The following is a 14932-nucleotide window of genomic DNA, read 5'->3' as shown; positions in this document are numbered from 1 at the left end:
CCGGCATCCAGTCGGACCCCCGGCTGATATTCCGCCGGCAGGTCGGGATGCGTGAGCCTGCCCCTCGATGACCTCTTCCAAGGAGGCCGTCCGCGTCGAGCAGGGCGTAATCCATTCCGTTGACCACGGTGTCTTCGATCTGCGGCCGGAAGAATGCGGCGTGGTGGGTCTCGCCGCTGAGGACCTCCCTGTAAGCGAGGTCGGCCGCCGGCCTGTGGACGGTCTGTATGGCTTCCACGACGGCCTCGCGGCCGATGAGTGGCTCGTCGCCGAGCGGGCGGTTCAGCACCACGTTCTCGGCGAGCAAACGGGTGAGGGCATCTTTGTCCGCACCGCTGTGCTTCGGGCATGCCCGTACATAGCGGTGTGTCCGTTCAGATCACCGTGGTGCCGCCGTCGGTGGTCAGTTCCAGCCCGTTCACATAGCTTGAGTCGTCCGAGGCGAGGAACAGCGCGACCGTCGCGATCTCCTCGGGGCGGCCCATCTTGCCCCGCGGGATCAGGGACTCGAACTGCCGCTTCGTCTCCTCGTCGAACAACTCCTCCTGCTTGGCCGTGGCGACCTGGCCGGGGGTCAGCACGTTCACCCGGATCCGCCTGTCCCTCAGCTCGTTCAGCCACACACGGGCCCAGGCCTGCTGTACGGCCTTGCTCCCCGCATACACACTCCACCCGGGGAAGCCCCTGAGCGAAGCGTTGGACCCGGTCATGAAGATCGAGCCACCGTCGTTGAGCAGCGGCAGCGCCTTTTGCACCGTGAACAGCGTGCCGCGCGCGTTCAGCCAGAACGCGCGATGGAACTGCTCCTCGGTGATCTCGCCGAGCTTGCCCTGCTCACCCATGCCGGCACTCGCCCACAGCACGTCGATCGAGCCCTTATCCCGCCTGACCGTCTCGTACAAACGGTCCAGGTCGTCCAGGTCGGCCGCATCACCCTGCACGGCGGTCACGTTCCGGCCGATCACCTTGACGGCGTCATCCAGCGCTTCCTGCCGCCGGCCCGTGATGAAGACATGAGCCCCTTCCTCGACAAACAGCTTCGCGCCGGCCAGCGCCATGCCGGTCGACCCGCCCGTGATCACCGCTACCTTGCCATCGAGCTTTCCCACGATTACTCCTTTGTACACCGAGCTGTGTACTTAAACGTATCCGGCGACGAGCGGGAGTGCAAGCTATGTACACCGATCGGTACCGCACTGGGCTATGATGGAGTCATGACGAAGCTGGAGAAGGGCCCCCAAGGCCGGCGCCGCGGCAGGGGTGCGCGCGAGCGCATCCTCAGCGCATCACAGCAACTGTTCCGCGCTCAGGGCATCAACCGCACCGGCATGGACCAACTCTGCGCAGTGGCCCAGGTCTCGAAGCGCACGGCCTACCAGCACTTCACCGGCAAGGACGACCTGGTCGCCGAATACCTGCGCCGATTCGATCCCGACATCATGGCCGGAGTGTTCGACCGCACCGACCTCACGCCCCGCGAACGACTCCTCGCCGCCTTCGAGGTCCCCACATCCGGCCCAGAGGAGCTCACGCCCCTGTGCCCCTACATCGCGGCGACCGTCGAAATCCACGACCCCCAACACCCCGCGTCCCAATACGCACGCGACTACAAGCTCGCCATCGCCGCGCGGCTCGCCGAAACGGCCCGCGAAGCCGGCGCCACCAACCCCGAACAGCTCGGCGAACAACTGGCGCTGCTCCTCGATGGCGCCTCGGCCCGCACCCGAGTCCTCAACGCCGAAGCCTTCCCCGCCGCCGCCGCCATCGCCGCCGTCCTCATCGACAACGCCCTCCCCGCGACAGACCGGGACCGGGGAAGCGAAGATGCAACGGCCGGGTAGCCCGAGGGTGCGACTCCCTCGGGCCACCCGACCGACGTAAGGGTGTAACGCTTCGTCCCGCGATGATGTGACCTCACCGAGATCAGGTTCGGTCCGGCTGCGGTCCCCGTCAAAGCGAAGCAAGCCCAGCCACAAAGAGTGCTGAGGACTCCGGCACGGTAGACCGCTCCCTGCGCTGCCCCCACTGCACCGGCCGCGGCTACCAGACGGGCCCCGACGGCTTCCGGGCTCACATGCTCGGCTTCCGAGGCCACTTCTCCAGCAAATCCCGTCGCTACTCCACCACCCTCGGCGCACTCCGCGACAACCGCCGCACCTGGCGCACCGAACAAGCCCGCACCGCGGACGACCAGCCCGAGCTGGCCGAGGAAACCACCCTCGTCCTCTCCCACTGGCACTACCTGGCCTCCGGCTACAGCCCCGGCGAACTCATCGCCGCCCAGGTCCGCCACGACATCGCCCAAACCCGCGACCACGCCAACCGCCACAAGGCAGAAGGAGACCCCTGGCTGTGAGAACGGGCCTGCCAACGACACACGTAGCCCTCACAGCCCCCGAGGTCATGACCGCCCTGCCGCTTGAGCCGGAGCAAGGTCTACGAGCTCATACGGACCCACCAGTTGCCCAGCTTCACCGTCGGGCGCGCACGGCGCTTGTCACCTGACAGCCCGCGCGCCTTCATTCAGAAGCAGATCGAGGAGAACGCGGCCTGATGGCATCCCGGAAGAGGAACCCCCAACGGCGCTGGAAGCGTCTGGCAGCGCAAGGACGGCCGCTACGAAGCCCGCGTGTACGTCCCACAGCCTGACGGCACCCGCAAGCGCAAGACGCTCTACGGCGCGACCTGGGAGGAGTGCGACGAGAAGCGTCAGGAACTCGTTCACGCCTTCACCTCGTCCCACCGCTGGGCACACGTCGACTGGAGTCGCATAGCACCGCGAACGTACGACGGATGGTCGCCGCTGTCACGGCGCAAGCCTCGGCCGCGAAGGAATCGCACCGCGTGCTCAGGTCAGCTTTGACGGCGGCCTGCCGTGAGGAACTGATCAGCCGCAACACGGCATTCGTTCTCGCGGTCGCGCTCGGGCTTCGCCGTGGGGAAATCCTGGGCTTGCACTGGCGGGACGTGGATCTCGATCGGCGCACGCTGACCGTGCGGTCTCAGCTCCAGCGCGGCGGCAAGGAGCTGAGAGCCTCGAAACCTGTACCGTTCCTTCGGCCGCACCGCCGAGGCCGCCGGACTGCCACGAGTGCGTCTGCACGACACCCGGCATCTCTGCGCCTTGTTGCTCTTCGCGGCTGGGATCCCTCCGCGCGTCGTGATGGAGATCCTGGGGCACTCGCAGATCGCGGTCATGATGAACGTCTATACGCACGTATACGCACGTGAACGACGACAGTCGGCGTGAGGCGATGGGCCACATGGACCGGCTGCTCAGGCCCCGTAGGTAGAAACTGCCGTCAACCTCTGCCGTCAACGCCCCTACGATCCAAGATCGCGGGGGCGTTCGGCCTGGTCAGGCATGGTGCCCCCGGGCAGATTCGAACTGCCGACACCCGCTTTAGGAGAGCGGTGCTCTATCCCCTGAGCTACGGAGGCCGGGGCTTGTGGGAAACCTTGTCGAAAATCCAGTGAATGATCTTCGTCTTGGCTGGACAAACCCGCAGTTCAGACGGTCCGCGTGCTGATTACCAAGGGGTCCTGGCAACAGGGCGCGGCGGAGATCCCGACTGACCCCCCACAGGGTAGCGGATGCGCTCGCTGCGGTTCGCCCCCGCTGTTGTGATTCCCTTGGGAAGCCGGTTGATGTGCAGTTTCGCGTGGGATGAGCATTGTTGGTGAGGTGCCGACGGTGACGGGCTCTGCTGTGCGCGGCGGCGATTTGTTCGTTCTGTGGCGATGAGGACTTGCTTGCAAGTACCGGCAAGCCGACGGCAGCTACTACGGGAGAGTGACGTCATTGGCAGGGCCTGCCCAATACGAGAGCGGGGTCGGCCAGCGGGCGGGAGGCAGTCGGATCGGACACGGCGGCCCTTTCCGTCACGAGGCCGGGGCGCGGGGTAGAACGCCACTATGTGCAGGGAGCCGGGGCAGCAATGCATGGGCTCGTCGTGGCCGGGTGACAGGCGGGGACGGGGTTGACCGCCTCGCGCAGTTCAGGATGTTTTCAGATAGCCGATGGCACGGTCGGGCCTCATGACGTATGAACTGTCTGAGACTCCCCAAGCCGCACCGGGCGGCACCACGCCCGCCCGGCACGGACATCGTCTGCGCTGGAACAAGGTGCCCGAGGTCACCGCCTACTTCTGGATCATCAAGGTGCTCTGCACCACGGTCGGCGAGACCGCTGCCGACCTGCTCAACGAGAAGGCCGGGCTGGGCCTGACCGGCGTGTCGGTGCTGATGAGCGTGCTGCTGGCGGCCGTGCTCGTCGTCCAGTTCCGTACGACCTCCTATCGCGCGGGTGTGTACTGGCTGGCCGTCGCCCTGATCAGCGTGGTCGGCACCCTGATCAGCGACAACCTCACCGACAACATGGGCGTCCCGCTGGAGACGAGCACCACGGTGTTCGCGCTCGTCCTCGCGGTCGTGTTCGTGGTCTGGTACCGGCGCGAGCGCACCCTGTCCATCCACAGCATCGACACCACGAGCCGCGAGTCGTTCTACTGGCTGGCGGTGCTGTTCACCTTCGCCCTCGGTACGGCGGCCGGCGACCTGGCCTCCGAGGGCATGAACCTCGGCTACTGGCTCTCCGCGGTCCTGTTCGCCCTCGTCATCGCGGCGGTGGCGGTCGCGCACTTCGCACTGGGCCTGGACGCGGTGTGGAGCTTCTGGATCGCCTACATTCTCACCCGCCCCCTCGGCGCCTCGATCGGCGACTACCTCTCCCAGCCGAACGCGGCTGGCGGTCTTGGTCTTGGCACCGTCGTCACCAGCGTGCTCTTCCTGGCGGTCATTCTCGGCCTGGTGGTGTACCTGACGGTGACCCGCAAGGACGTCGCCGAGCCGGAGGGCGTGGCACGTCAAGCGGCCTGACCAGTGCAAAAGGCGTTCAGGATGCGTTCAGGAGGCATCTGGCAGGGTCGCATGCCTCGCCCGCCGCCCGCGGTCGGCCGAGGCAGCAGGGCGCCCACCCCACTGGGGGCGAGCGCCCTGTCGTCGTACCCCCACTCGACAAGGAGTGTCCGACCTTGGAGAACCCCGAACTCCTCACCGACCTCGACGTCGCGAGCACGCACCAGTCCGCGGCGAGCAGAACCAAGACGGTGATGAAGAAGCTGCCGGAGGTCACCCTGGCCTTCTGGGTCATGAAGATCGCTGCGACAACACTGGGTGAGACGGCCGGTGACCTGTTCGCACAGACGCTGAAGCTGGGTTACTTCCTCACCACGATCGCCCTGTTCTTGATCTTCGTGGTGACTCTGGTCGTCCAGCTTCGATCGCGGCACTACAACCCGTTCTTCTACTGGACCGTGATCTTGTCGACCAGCATGGCCGGCACCACGATGTCCGACTTCATGAACCGTGATGCCAGCGCCAAGTTCTTGTCGAACGGCGCCACCTCGCTCGGCTGGGGCCCACAGGGTCTGGGTCTGGGCTACCCGACCGGCGCGGCGATCCTGATCTCGATCCTGCTGGTCATCTTCGCGGTCTGGAAGGTATCCGGAATGACCTTCCAGATCCGCGACATCGTCACGTTCCGCGGCGAGGCCCTGTTCTGGTCGGCGATCCTGGTCTCCAACACCCTCGGCACCTCCATGGGCGACTTTCTGTCCGACAGTTCCGGCCTCGGCTACCTGGGCGGCGCTCTCCTCGTCTCCGGGGCACTCGCCGTCCTCCTCGCGCTGATGAAGGTGCCGATGGTGCCGAACGTGCTGCTGTTCTGGATCGCCTTCGTCCTCACCCGCCCGCTCGGCGCCACCGCCGGTGACTTCCTCACCAAGCCGGTCGCCAAGGGTGGCCTGAACCTCGGCACCGCCGGCTCCTCGGCCGTCCTGCTGGCCGTCCTGTTCGTCCTGATGGCCTACGCCCACGTGCAGGAGAAGAAGAACGCGGTGACGCTCTCCGAGCAGGAGCAGCCCCTCACCCGGCAGGCAGGGTGACCGTGAACCGGGCCCCTGGCGCGTGCCCGGGATCGTAGGACACCTCGCCGCCGACGGCGCGGGCCAGGCGCCGCGCGAGCGGCAGCCCCAGTCCCGCGCCGTCGTGCCCGTCCGTGGCGTCGGCGCGTCGACCCGGCTGGAACAGCTCGTCGGCGAACGCCTCCGGTACACCGGGCCCGTCGTCGACGACGTCGATCAGGACAGAGCCGGGCCTGCGGTGCGCGGACACGGTCACGCGCGAGTGGGCGTATCGGACGGCGTTGGTGAGCAGCGGGTTGACGATGCGTTCGAGCAGAGCCGGCGTGACGCCTGCCTCCAGCTGTGGACAGGCCGCCTTCACTGTGGCCTTCACCTGATGCGGTGCGTCGAGCTGCTGGGCGAGACGGTGCAGGACGGGGACGACATCGGTCGTACCTGGGACCGCTGAAGGGTTCCGCGCATTTTCGCGGGCGTCGTTCAGCAACGTGTCGCAGATCGTGAGCATGGATTGGGTGGCCTCGGCTATCACCTGGTGACTGGCACGGGTCTCCTCGGCGGAGCGGGGGCGTCCCCGCCACCAGTCGAGTTCCATGATGATCCGGCTGAGCGGGGTGCGCAGTTCGTGGGACAACTCTCCGGTCAGATGCTGCTCGTGACGCAGCACCGCGCGTATGCGGTCCAGCAGTGCGTCAAGGGAGCTGCCCAGGGCTGCGAGTTCGGCCGGGCGCTTCTCGACGCCGAAGCGGTCCACGGCGGCCACCGCGCTCCGTTGGGTGGCCTGCTCGGTCATGGCCCGCACGGGGCGCAGTGCCCGGCCCACCGAGAGGCGGGTCAGCGCGTAGGTGCAGATCAGCATCACGCCGTCCAGGACGAGCGATCCCAGCAGCAGGGTGTCGGCCGAGTTCCGGTACGGAGTGAGGTCCAAGGCCGTGACCACCATGGCGGCGTGACGGCCGGATACGGGCCGGGAGCACAGGCGGACGGAGCGGGGACGGTCAGCGTGGACGGTCGCGCAGGCACGGCTGCCCTGTGCGGCGAGCCGCGCGGCGGCCCGGGTCAGCGGGCTGTCGGCCGCGATGGGGGCCGGCTGTTCGAGCAGGTGGGTGCCGGCGTAGATCCAGACGTTGGCGTCGAGGAACTGGTCGTTGGCGGTCTCCAGCACGCGCACCCGCGAACCGCTGGTGTCGACGGTCGTGGCCACCGCGTCCGCACGGATCCGCAGCTCGTCGTCCGCCTGGTGCCGCAGGTGTCGGTCGACCATGGTGTTGAACACCACGGTCAGGACCGTCATCAGCAGTGCGGCGGTGGTCAGCGCGATGAGCGAGAGCCGGCCCCGCAGCGTGCGTGGAGCCAGGTGGCCCGGGAAAGACCTCATGACAGCCGGTGGCCGATCCCGCGTGCCGTGCCGATGGTCAGAGCGCTGCCGACTTCGCGCAGCTTGCGGCGCAGCCGGGTCAGGTACTGGTCGAGGGTGTTGTCGCTGACCTGCGCGCCCTCGGGCCAGCCGGCCCTGACCAGGTCGCGACGGCGCACGAGATCTCCGCTTGCGGCGACGAGCGCGGCCAGCAGTCGGAACTCTGTCGGGGACAGGGCAACGAGGGTATCGCGAACGGTCACGCTGTGCCGGACCGCGTCCAGCGTCAGGTCTCCGACTGCGGCCGGGGAACACGGAGAGGACCGCTTGAGCGCGGCTCGCAGTCTGGCGGCGAGTTCGGCGAGGTGGAACGGCTTCGGCAGGTAGTCGTCGCCCCCCGCGGAGAACCCGGACAGCCGGTCGGTGATGTGGTGCCGAGCGGTCAGGAAGATCACTGGGGCGAGGAACCCGTTCGCGCGGAGGGCCTGGCACACATCCCGTCCATCCGCGTCGGGCAGGCCGATGTCCAGCACGGCTGCCGCCACGTTCGCCGTGGCCAGCCGCAGGGCGGTGGCGCCGTCGGCGGCGGGAACGGGATCGAAGTCCTCGTCGTACAGGCCGCGGCGCAAGACGTCACGCAGGGCGTGATCGTCCTCGACGACCAGGATTCTGGGGCGCATGGTCCTCCTCCGCCGTCCGTGCGGCCGGGTGGGTCGAGTCGCTGAGGAAGGATGCGGGCAGCCAGCGGGCCGCGGCACACAGGCACACTCCGAGCCAGCCGACGGCGAACAGCCAGCCGCCGACGACGTCGGTGAACCAGTGCACCCCGAGGTAGGCGCGGGTGAGTCCGACCAGCAGGCCCCAGCAGCCGACGGCGACGCCAAGCGCCGTCCCGCCGCGCGGGGCGCGCAGGCTCAGCGCCACGATCAGCAGCCCGGCGGTCAGTGCGGCCGTGGTGGTGTGCCCCGACGGGAACGCCCAGCCGCTCGCGTGCGTGGCCCAATCATCCCGCGGCGGCCGGGCCCGGTGGATGAGCTCCATCACGCCGAACCGAAGCGCCTGTCCCGCACCGAGGCAGGCCGTGCAGAGTGCGGCGGCGAGCAGCCTGCGCCGCGCCGTCCGCACCATCATGACGCCGGCCAGCACGGCGAGGACGTACGGGATGACACCGGTTCCGGTGGCCGTCAGCCCGCGTGCCAGGGCCATCGCCACATCGGGTCGGTGGGCGACGGACCACGAGAGAAGGCCGTCGTCCAGCCACAGCGGAGCGCCACCGCCGCCCACGACCACCATGGTCAGCACTCCCAGCACCGTCCAGGCGCCGAGGCCCGCACTGCCCGCCAGCCCTGCGGCGTCCCTGCGGTTCACGGGGCAGCCAGGAGCGGACGCAGCACAGTGGCGCTCAGGTGACGGGCAAGTGTCCGCGCCCACCGCCGCAACAGGATCATCGCAGCGGAGGCCACGAGCACGCCCACGAGCACGCCGACCGCGACGTCGTGCGGGTAGTGCACGCCGACCCAGGCCCGGGAGGCCGCCATGGCGAGCGCGGCAACGGCCGCGACCGCTCCCAGGCGACGTGAGACGAACACCAGCGCCACGGCGGTCGCCGCCGCGATCGCCGAGTGATTGCTGGGGAAGGACCAGTCACCCGGCGCCGGACACGCCTCCAGAGTCCTCACGCGCAGGTTCCGGCACGGCCTGTCCTCACGCACCACCAGCTTCAGGGCGGCATCCACGCCGTACGCCAGGACCACGGCCACCGGCGCGGCCAACGCCGTCACCGCTCCTGTCCGCCGGGCCTGCCACCAGCCCAGGACCATCAGCAGAGCGAACACCGCCAGCCCGTACGCCGACCACGCCGCCACCGCGGTGTCCACCCAGCTGGGCGAGCGCCCCGCCAGGTCCACCACATCCGTGTACGCGGAGCCGTCGATCGACGCTCCGCCGAACGCGAAGGTCATCCGCGGGCCTCCTTCGCCCTGGCCTGCCTGCGGTTGCGGTGCAGCTCGGCGGCGAGCGGAATCAGCGAAACCACCACGATCAGCGCCACCAGCGGCAACAGATAGCGGTCCACGCCGGGGATCGCGGAGCCCAGCGCGTATCCCGCCAGGGACAGGCCGACGCTCCACACCAGGCCGCCGACCACCTGCCAGACGGTGAACACCCGGACGGGCACGTCCAGCGCCCCTGCCAGCGGATTGAGGACGGTCCGCACCACCGGCACGAATCGCGCCAGAACGATGGCCTTCGCATGCCCGTACCGCGCCAGCAGCTCCTCCGCCCGCTTCGCCCCCTCGTGCAGCCGGGCGGACCGGCTGCGAGCGAGCAGGGCACCGCCGGCCCGGCGCCCGATGAGATAACCGCACTGCGCACCCGCCAGCGCGCCGAACGCCGCGGCGGCCAGCAGAGGGCCCAGGGACAGCCGTACGCCGTGCTCCCCCGTGCCCGTGCACAGCAGGCCCGCCGTGAACAACAGGGAGTCGCCCGGCAGGAAGAAGCCGATCAGCAATCCCGTCTCAGCGAACATCACCGCACCGACCCCCAGCACGCCGAACGCGGCCAGCAGCGAGTGCGCGTCGAGCGGGTTCACGGCGAGCTGCGACGATAGAACCACGGGTGTGGTCATCGGCATGAGTCCCTTCCCTGCGGACAACCGGATGCATACCCCGACCGACTACAATCCTGTAGACGGTCTGCGTCACTGTAGACGATGGTGGGGTGAGAATCGTTCCCATGACCGACGCGAAGGACGAGCGCCGACCCGCGGGTGAGCTGGAGGCGGCCGTGATGGCCGCCCTGTGGGCTTCGGACACGCCGCTCACCCCGGCCCAGGTCCAGGCCGAACTCTCCTCCGGCCTGGCGCGGACGACCGTGACGACGATCCTTTCCCGCCTGTATGAGAAGGGGACCCTGGAGCGGGAGCGGCAGGGCCGCGGCTACGCCTACCGCCCCATACAGGACCCGCACGGCCTGACCGCTCTGCGCATGCACGGCGAACTCGCCCGCGACAGCGACCGGGAGAGCGCTCTGGCCCGCTTCGTCGCCCAGCTCACCCCGGACGACGAGCAGGTCCTGCGGCGACTGCTGGAGGAGGGCCTATGACGACCACGCTCCTGCTGATCCCGCTCCTTCTGCCCTGTGCGTCGCCTTTCCTGGCCCGCCGGATCCTCGACCACCGCTCGCCGGTGGCCGCCCTGTGGACCCTCACCGTCTCCGCGCTCCTCCTCGCAGCCGGTACCGTCGCGGCACTCGGCACCTTCGCGGTGACCGGCCTGCTCAAAATCCCGGCCTTTGCCGCGCTGGGCGAGCTGGTCCACCCTCTGCGGACGCCCTCCGAACGGCTGATCCTGCCCGTGGCCGCCCTGGCCGCCGGTCTGCTCACGCTCGGCACCTTTGCGCTCGGGCGCTCGGCGGTGCGCCAGGCCGCAGGGCTGCGCACCGCCCGCTCCCAGGCCGAACGCCGGTCCACCGCAGGCGACCTGTGCGTCGTCGACTCCCCGCACCCGGACGCCTACGCCCTGCCCGGCCGCCCGCACCGCATCGTCGTCACCACCGGCATGCTGCGTGCCCTGCGGCCGGACGAGCGGGAGGCCCTCTTCGCGCACGAGCGCGCCCACAACACCGGCGGCCACCGCTACTTCCTGGCCGCGGCGGAACTCGCCGCCCACTGCCACCCCGCCTTGCGAGCGGTCCGTGAAGCGGTCCGGCTGGTCGCGGAACGCGCCGCCGACGAGGCGGCCGCCACCGCGGTCGGCGACCGGCGCCTGACCGCCCGCGCCATCGCCCGAGCCGCCCTGGCCGCGCACGCGGCGGACTCGCATCGCCCGGCGTTCACACCGGCGGCGACCACAGGTCCTGTGCCGCGGCGTGTGGCCGCCCTCCTGTCCCCAGCCGCACGAACACCGCGCATCGTGCCGTGGATCGCCGTTCTCCTGGCCGCCTGCGCGGTGATCTCCTGCGCCACTGCGGCGACCGGCGCACTCAGCGTCCACCAGGACATCGAAGTCGCCCAGGGCGAGGCAAGCCGCTGAAACGGAGAGCGCCCAACCGGTATCCCCGGACAACCAACCACAGGTTCCGTCGAACTGGAGGGCGCGGCGGGCGTCAAAAAGATCGCCCGGCGCACGGGCCGCGCGACGTCTCGCGCCGCATCAGGGACCAGTGACCGCTTACTACGGTGCGTGATCGACGGCGAAGACCAGGTAAGCGCCGTACAACGCGGACAGGGCAGTCGTCGAGCCGAGCAGGAGGACGCGCACGCTGCCGGAGCGGACTCGGGCCAGCCCGATCGCCAACGGCAGCAATAAGGGAAGGGCGGGCAGGAGGAATCGGGCCCGAACGCCGAAGAACGCCGAGTCCCCGACAGCGATCCAACAGGCCCACGCTGTACACCACGAGCGGCAGCGGCTGGCCGTGCGTCACTGTCACGGCTCCGAGGGCTATGGCGGCGCACAGCACGAGCGCCACGACCATCCAGGCGAACGGCACGGACGTGGGATGAAGGAAGACCCGGCCCAGCTGGCGGACTGTGGTGATCCCCCAGTCGAATCGGGAACGCCACAGTCTCTGGACGACGAAGTAACCGTCCCAGTGGCCGAGCCGGGCACCCACCCATGTGATGAACCCAGCCAGCCCAGCGGGGCGATCAGCGCACCCAGGCAAGGCCGCCATCCTGCCTTTGCCGGCTGCCGTGCCGGACGTCTGCGGATTCGTACCAAGGCGACGGCTGCCGCCCCGTCGATCGCGACCACCAGGGCCACCGCGCTGGGCCGGGTCAGCCCCGCCAACGCGCACAGGACGCCGGCCCATATCCAGCGCTGGGTCAACGCCGCATACAGGGACCAGGCGGCCAAGGCCGTGAACAGTGCTTCCGGATAGGCCATGCTCTCCACCACGGCATGCGGCAGCGCTCCCCAGAGCACCGCGGCCAGCACTCCGGTGTGCTTGCCGTAGCGCCAGGCGGCAACGGCGAAGATCCCCCAGGCCGCGGTCAGGGACGCGAGCCAGGAGATCAGAAGAGCGGCATGCGGGACGGGCAGCGACGTCAGGGCGTGCACGAGCCGGATCAGGGCCGGATACAGCGGGAAGAACGCCAGGTTGGAGCAAGCGTTCCCTGCCTGCGGACTGGTCGCGAGTACGGGCAGGCCGCAGTCGTATCCGTTCACCGCGATATTTCCGTACCGCTCGGCGTCCCATATCGTCGCCAATCTTTCCAGTGCTGGATCTCCACGCCGGTGGCCGCAGTACAGGAGCACCGCCACGCCGACGGCCCGCACCATGGCGAAGCCCAGCACAGCGGGCGCCGCGTCACGGGCTGCCGCGCGCAACCGGTGGTATCGAAGGGCAGGGCTGTCCTCTGATTCGACGCTGATGGCCGACGGCCGGGGTGTCACGAGGCGATCCCCTACGCGAGAAGCGGCTTCGACTCAGGCGACATCGCCACGTCCTGCCTGGTCCTATCGCCACCATGGCATCTCGTGGCCACCCGCACGCGCCGGAGCCGTCCACACGGATTACGCAGCGCTGACCGAGCGCGGGCCTCGGGCGCGAGACCGACCGGAACATGAAGAATAAAAACCGACATTTCTTCCGGCTCTGCTGTGACCGGAGGCCCCGTGATCGCCTCGTCCCGAACACGCCCCCGGAGTACCGTCCGTCTGCTCGCTTACGCCCTCGGCGTCGCCGCGGCGGTGGCCGCGCCATGGACGGGAGCCGCAGGAACCGGGCACAGGGCCGGACATGTCCCCACGCCCGATCACGTGGTCGTCGTCATGGAGAATCACGCGTACGACCAGATCATCGGTAGTCCCAGCGCTCCGTACATCAACTCATTGGGAAGGGGCGGCGCCGTCCTGACCAACTCCTACGCCATCGCCCACCCCAGCCAGCCCAACTACTTCGCACTCTTCTCCGGCGCGACGCAGGGCATCACCGACGACAGCTGCTACACCCCCGGCTTCCGCTCCGCCGCCAACCTCGCCTCCGAGCTGACGGCCGTCGGAAAGACCTGGGCCGGCTACAGCGAGTCGCTGCCCAGCCAAGGTTCGACCACCTGCGACAGCGGACGCTATGCGCGCAAGCACAACCCGTGGTTCGGGTTCCGCAACGTCCCCCGATCCAGTGCCAAGACGTTCGCACAGTTCCCGAGCGTCTACGCCAGGCTGCCTACGGTCTCCTTCGTCATCCCGAATCTGTGCAGTGACATGCATGACTGCCCGGTCTCCACCGGTGACACCTGGCTGCAGAAGCACCTCGGCGCCTACGCGGCCTGGGCCGAGACCCACAACAGCCTCCTCGTGGTGACCTTCGACGAGGACAACCAGCACAGCAAGAACAAGATCGCCACGGTGCTGTACGGCCAGCCGGTGGCCGCGGGCAGCAGATCGGCGACCAGGTACGACCATTACGACGTGCTGCGCACCATCGAGGACATGTACGGCACCTCGCACGCCGGACACGCCGCCACCGCGTCGGACATCACCGGTATCTGGGCGAGCTGAGTGGGTACGTCTACGGACCGCCGCAGCGCGGCACGTCGGCCTTGAGCGCCGCGGCCAGGGCGATCGCCGTGGTGTCGGAGCCACCTCGGCCGAGGGCGGTGATCTCCTCAGTTTCCCGGCTGAGGACCTGAAACCCGGCCACCAGCACGATCGCGCCCCGAGCAAGGGCCCGGCGTACCCGCTCCGGTCTGGCGTCGATGATCTGGGCTTCACCGTGGACCGAGGTCGTGATCACACCGGCTTGCGGGCCCGAGAACGAGCACCCCTGGGCCTCCAGCGTGTGAATCGCCATCGCGGTCACCCGCCGTCAGCAGCACGTCCAGTTCGCGCGAGGACGGCTCGGGGTTCATTTCCCGCGCCAGCTGTAGCAGCCTGTCGGTGGTGTCGCCCATGGCGGACACCATGACGACGACATCGTGACCCGCTTCATGCGCCGTGACGATACGTTCGGCGTCGCGCAGGCCGTGTCCACGACCTCGGCAGTGACGCTGAGCGGGGCAGGAGGCGTATCACCGCGTCCTCGCGCCCGCCGCGTTCGACGATGAGCCCGTGCCGCAGCGCGTAGGTCTGGATCGCGGACGCGCTCGTGGCCGCGGGCCGGCCGTCGCCGGGGTTCGCCATCTCGATCCCCCAACATCAGACCACGACCGCGCACCTTACGGACCCACGGGTCGGTGGTCAGCCGATCGCCGGGTCCGGGGGTTCGACATGTGCCAGTTCCGGGGCGTCCGTGCTGCAGTAGACGAGGCCGTCGTGGTCCACGTCGCACGGCGTGACCGTTCCGTCGTCGTACACGAGCCAGGCGAGCACCGGACGGCGTTCGAAGCCATCGGCGCCGGGGGCGCCATCGGGCGGTGCGTCGAGGCGGTAGCAGACCGTCCACCCCATCCCGGGCAGAGCGCCGACCACCTGCGGCCGTCGTTCGTACGTCAGGAAACCCGGATGGCGGTCAGCACGGACGACGCGGCCCTTGTCCCCTTGGGCCGCGCCGCCCGTGTCGCATATGTAGCCGACGAGTTCCTCGTCCTCGCGTCGCCACTCCACGATGTCGCATGTCTCGACGCATCCGTTTCCGCGATCGACGAGTGCGGCCCATCGCTGGCCTGAGGCGGGACACGAGGCTTCCACGGGAACTCCTTTCGACGGCTGGGCGG

General features: G+C 69.1%; 15 protein-coding genes, 1 tRNA gene and 3 pseudogenes. 8 read left to right on the top strand and 11 right to left on the bottom strand.

What is annotated here, in order from left to right; translation table 11 throughout:
- Positions 1-307: hypothetical protein (locus tag ACFXB5_RS11530; RefSeq protein WP_385205529.1), on the bottom strand; the 307-nt coding region annotated here is incomplete at its 3' end.
- Between the two features lie 67 nt (positions 308-374).
- The gene (locus tag ACFXB5_RS11525; RefSeq protein ID WP_352271805.1) at positions 375-1109 is read right to left on the bottom strand and encodes an SDR family oxidoreductase; all 735 of its coding nucleotides are present in this window, start codon (positions 1107-1109) and stop codon (positions 375-377) included.
- A 105-nt stretch (positions 1110-1214) separates the two neighbouring features.
- Between ACFXB5_RS11525 and ACFXB5_RS11520 the strand changes: the two genes are divergently transcribed.
- From ACFXB5_RS11520 to ACFXB5_RS11510, 3 genes and pseudogenes are all read left to right on the top strand, one after another.
- Positions 1215-1841, top strand: a complete 627-nt coding sequence (locus ACFXB5_RS11520; protein WP_385205525.1) for a TetR/AcrR family transcriptional regulator — start codon at positions 1215-1217, stop codon at positions 1839-1841.
- Between the two features lie 119 nt (positions 1842-1960).
- A pseudogene (locus tag ACFXB5_RS11515) lies at positions 1961-2356 on the top strand (replication initiator); the annotation flags it as partial.
- Positions 2357-2560: 204 nt separating this feature from the next.
- Positions 2561-3293: pseudogene (locus tag ACFXB5_RS11510) on the top strand (site-specific integrase); the annotation flags it as partial.
- A gap of 72 nt (positions 3294-3365) precedes the next feature.
- On the opposite strand, the gene ACFXB5_RS11505 reads toward ACFXB5_RS11510, so the two are convergent.
- Positions 3366-3441, bottom strand: a tRNA-Arg gene (locus ACFXB5_RS11505).
- Between the two features lie 597 nt (positions 3442-4038).
- Here ACFXB5_RS11505 and ACFXB5_RS11500 point away from each other — a divergent pair.
- A complete protein-coding gene (locus ACFXB5_RS11500; protein ID WP_385205523.1) occupies positions 4039-4878 on the top strand; it encodes a hypothetical protein in 840 nt (279 codons plus the stop codon).
- Between the two features lie 155 nt (positions 4879-5033).
- Positions 5034-5945 carry a hypothetical protein gene (locus ACFXB5_RS11495; RefSeq protein WP_385205521.1) on the top strand — a complete coding sequence of 304 codons (912 nt, stop codon included), beginning with the start codon at positions 5034-5036 and terminating at the stop codon, positions 5943-5945.
- On the opposite strand, the gene ACFXB5_RS11490 is transcribed toward ACFXB5_RS11495, so the two are convergent.
- From ACFXB5_RS11490 to ACFXB5_RS11470, 5 genes are read right to left on the bottom strand one after another with little or no spacing between them, the layout of a single operon-like run.
- Complete coding sequence (locus tag ACFXB5_RS11490) at positions 5926-7299, bottom strand: sensor histidine kinase (protein ID WP_385205518.1); 1374 nt, start codon at positions 7297-7299, stop codon at positions 5926-5928. The two genes, ACFXB5_RS11495 and ACFXB5_RS11490, sit on opposite strands and share 20 nt — an antisense overlap.
- Positions 7296-7958 carry a response regulator transcription factor gene (locus ACFXB5_RS11485; RefSeq protein WP_385205516.1) on the bottom strand — a complete coding sequence of 221 codons (663 nt, stop codon included), beginning with the start codon at positions 7956-7958 and terminating at the stop codon, positions 7296-7298. Before ACFXB5_RS11485 ends, ACFXB5_RS11490 begins: the two co-directional genes overlap by 4 nt.
- On the bottom strand, positions 7912-8646 hold the full coding sequence (locus ACFXB5_RS11480; RefSeq protein WP_385205514.1) for a phosphatase PAP2 family protein: 735 nt from the start codon (positions 8644-8646) through the stop codon (positions 7912-7914). Before ACFXB5_RS11480 ends, ACFXB5_RS11485 begins: the two co-directional genes overlap by 47 nt.
- Positions 8643-9239 (bottom strand): phosphatase PAP2 family protein, encoded by a 597-nt coding sequence (locus ACFXB5_RS11475; RefSeq protein WP_385205510.1) that lies wholly within the window; start codon positions 9237-9239, stop codon positions 8643-8645. Before ACFXB5_RS11475 ends, ACFXB5_RS11480 begins: the two co-directional genes overlap by 4 nt.
- Complete coding sequence (locus tag ACFXB5_RS11470; RefSeq protein WP_236258302.1) at positions 9236-9904, bottom strand: DedA family protein; 669 nt, start codon at positions 9902-9904, stop codon at positions 9236-9238. Before ACFXB5_RS11470 ends, ACFXB5_RS11475 begins: the two co-directional genes overlap by 4 nt.
- Positions 9905-10011: 107 nt before the next feature.
- Between ACFXB5_RS11470 and ACFXB5_RS11465 the strand changes: the two genes are divergently transcribed.
- Together ACFXB5_RS11465 and ACFXB5_RS11460 are read left to right on the top strand one after the other, a co-directional pair.
- The gene (locus tag ACFXB5_RS11465; protein ID WP_201858592.1) at positions 10012-10380 is read left to right on the top strand and encodes a BlaI/MecI/CopY family transcriptional regulator; all 369 of its coding nucleotides are present in this window, start codon (positions 10012-10014) and stop codon (positions 10378-10380) included.
- The gene (locus ACFXB5_RS11460; RefSeq protein WP_385205506.1) at positions 10377-11309 is read left to right on the top strand and encodes a M48 family metalloprotease; all 933 of its coding nucleotides are present in this window, start codon (positions 10377-10379) and stop codon (positions 11307-11309) included. Before ACFXB5_RS11465 ends, ACFXB5_RS11460 begins: the two co-directional genes overlap by 4 nt.
- A gap of 408 nt (positions 11310-11717) precedes the next feature.
- Here ACFXB5_RS11460 and ACFXB5_RS11455 read toward each other — a convergent pair whose 3' ends face one another.
- Positions 11718-12605, bottom strand: coding sequence for a glycosyltransferase family 39 protein (locus tag ACFXB5_RS11455; RefSeq protein ID WP_385205503.1), 888 nt, complete (start codon positions 12603-12605; stop codon positions 11718-11720).
- A 444-nt stretch (positions 12606-13049) separates the two neighbouring features.
- Between ACFXB5_RS11455 and ACFXB5_RS11450 the strand changes: the two genes are divergently transcribed.
- Positions 13050-13778 (top strand): alkaline phosphatase family protein, encoded by a 729-nt coding sequence (locus ACFXB5_RS11450; protein ID WP_385205500.1) that lies wholly within the window; start codon positions 13050-13052, stop codon positions 13776-13778.
- Positions 13779-13809: 31 nt separating this feature from the next.
- On the opposite strand, the pseudogene ACFXB5_RS11445 reads toward ACFXB5_RS11450, so the two are convergent.
- Together ACFXB5_RS11445 and ACFXB5_RS11440 are read right to left on the bottom strand one after the other, a co-directional pair.
- Positions 13810-14239: pseudogene (locus ACFXB5_RS11445) on the bottom strand (aspartate kinase); the annotation flags it as partial.
- 217 nt (positions 14240-14456) lie between these two features.
- Entirely contained in the window at positions 14457-14906 is a 450-nt protein-coding gene (locus ACFXB5_RS11440) for a hypothetical protein (RefSeq protein WP_385205498.1), read from the bottom strand.
- Positions 14907-14932: the final 26 nt, after the last annotated feature.

Source organism: Streptomyces sp. NPDC059455, assembly GCF_042750115.1.
GTDB classification, from domain to species: Bacteria; Actinomycetota; Actinomycetes; order Streptomycetales; family Streptomycetaceae; genus Streptomyces; species Streptomyces endocoffeicus.
This window is presented reverse-complemented; position numbering and strand designations above follow the sequence as displayed.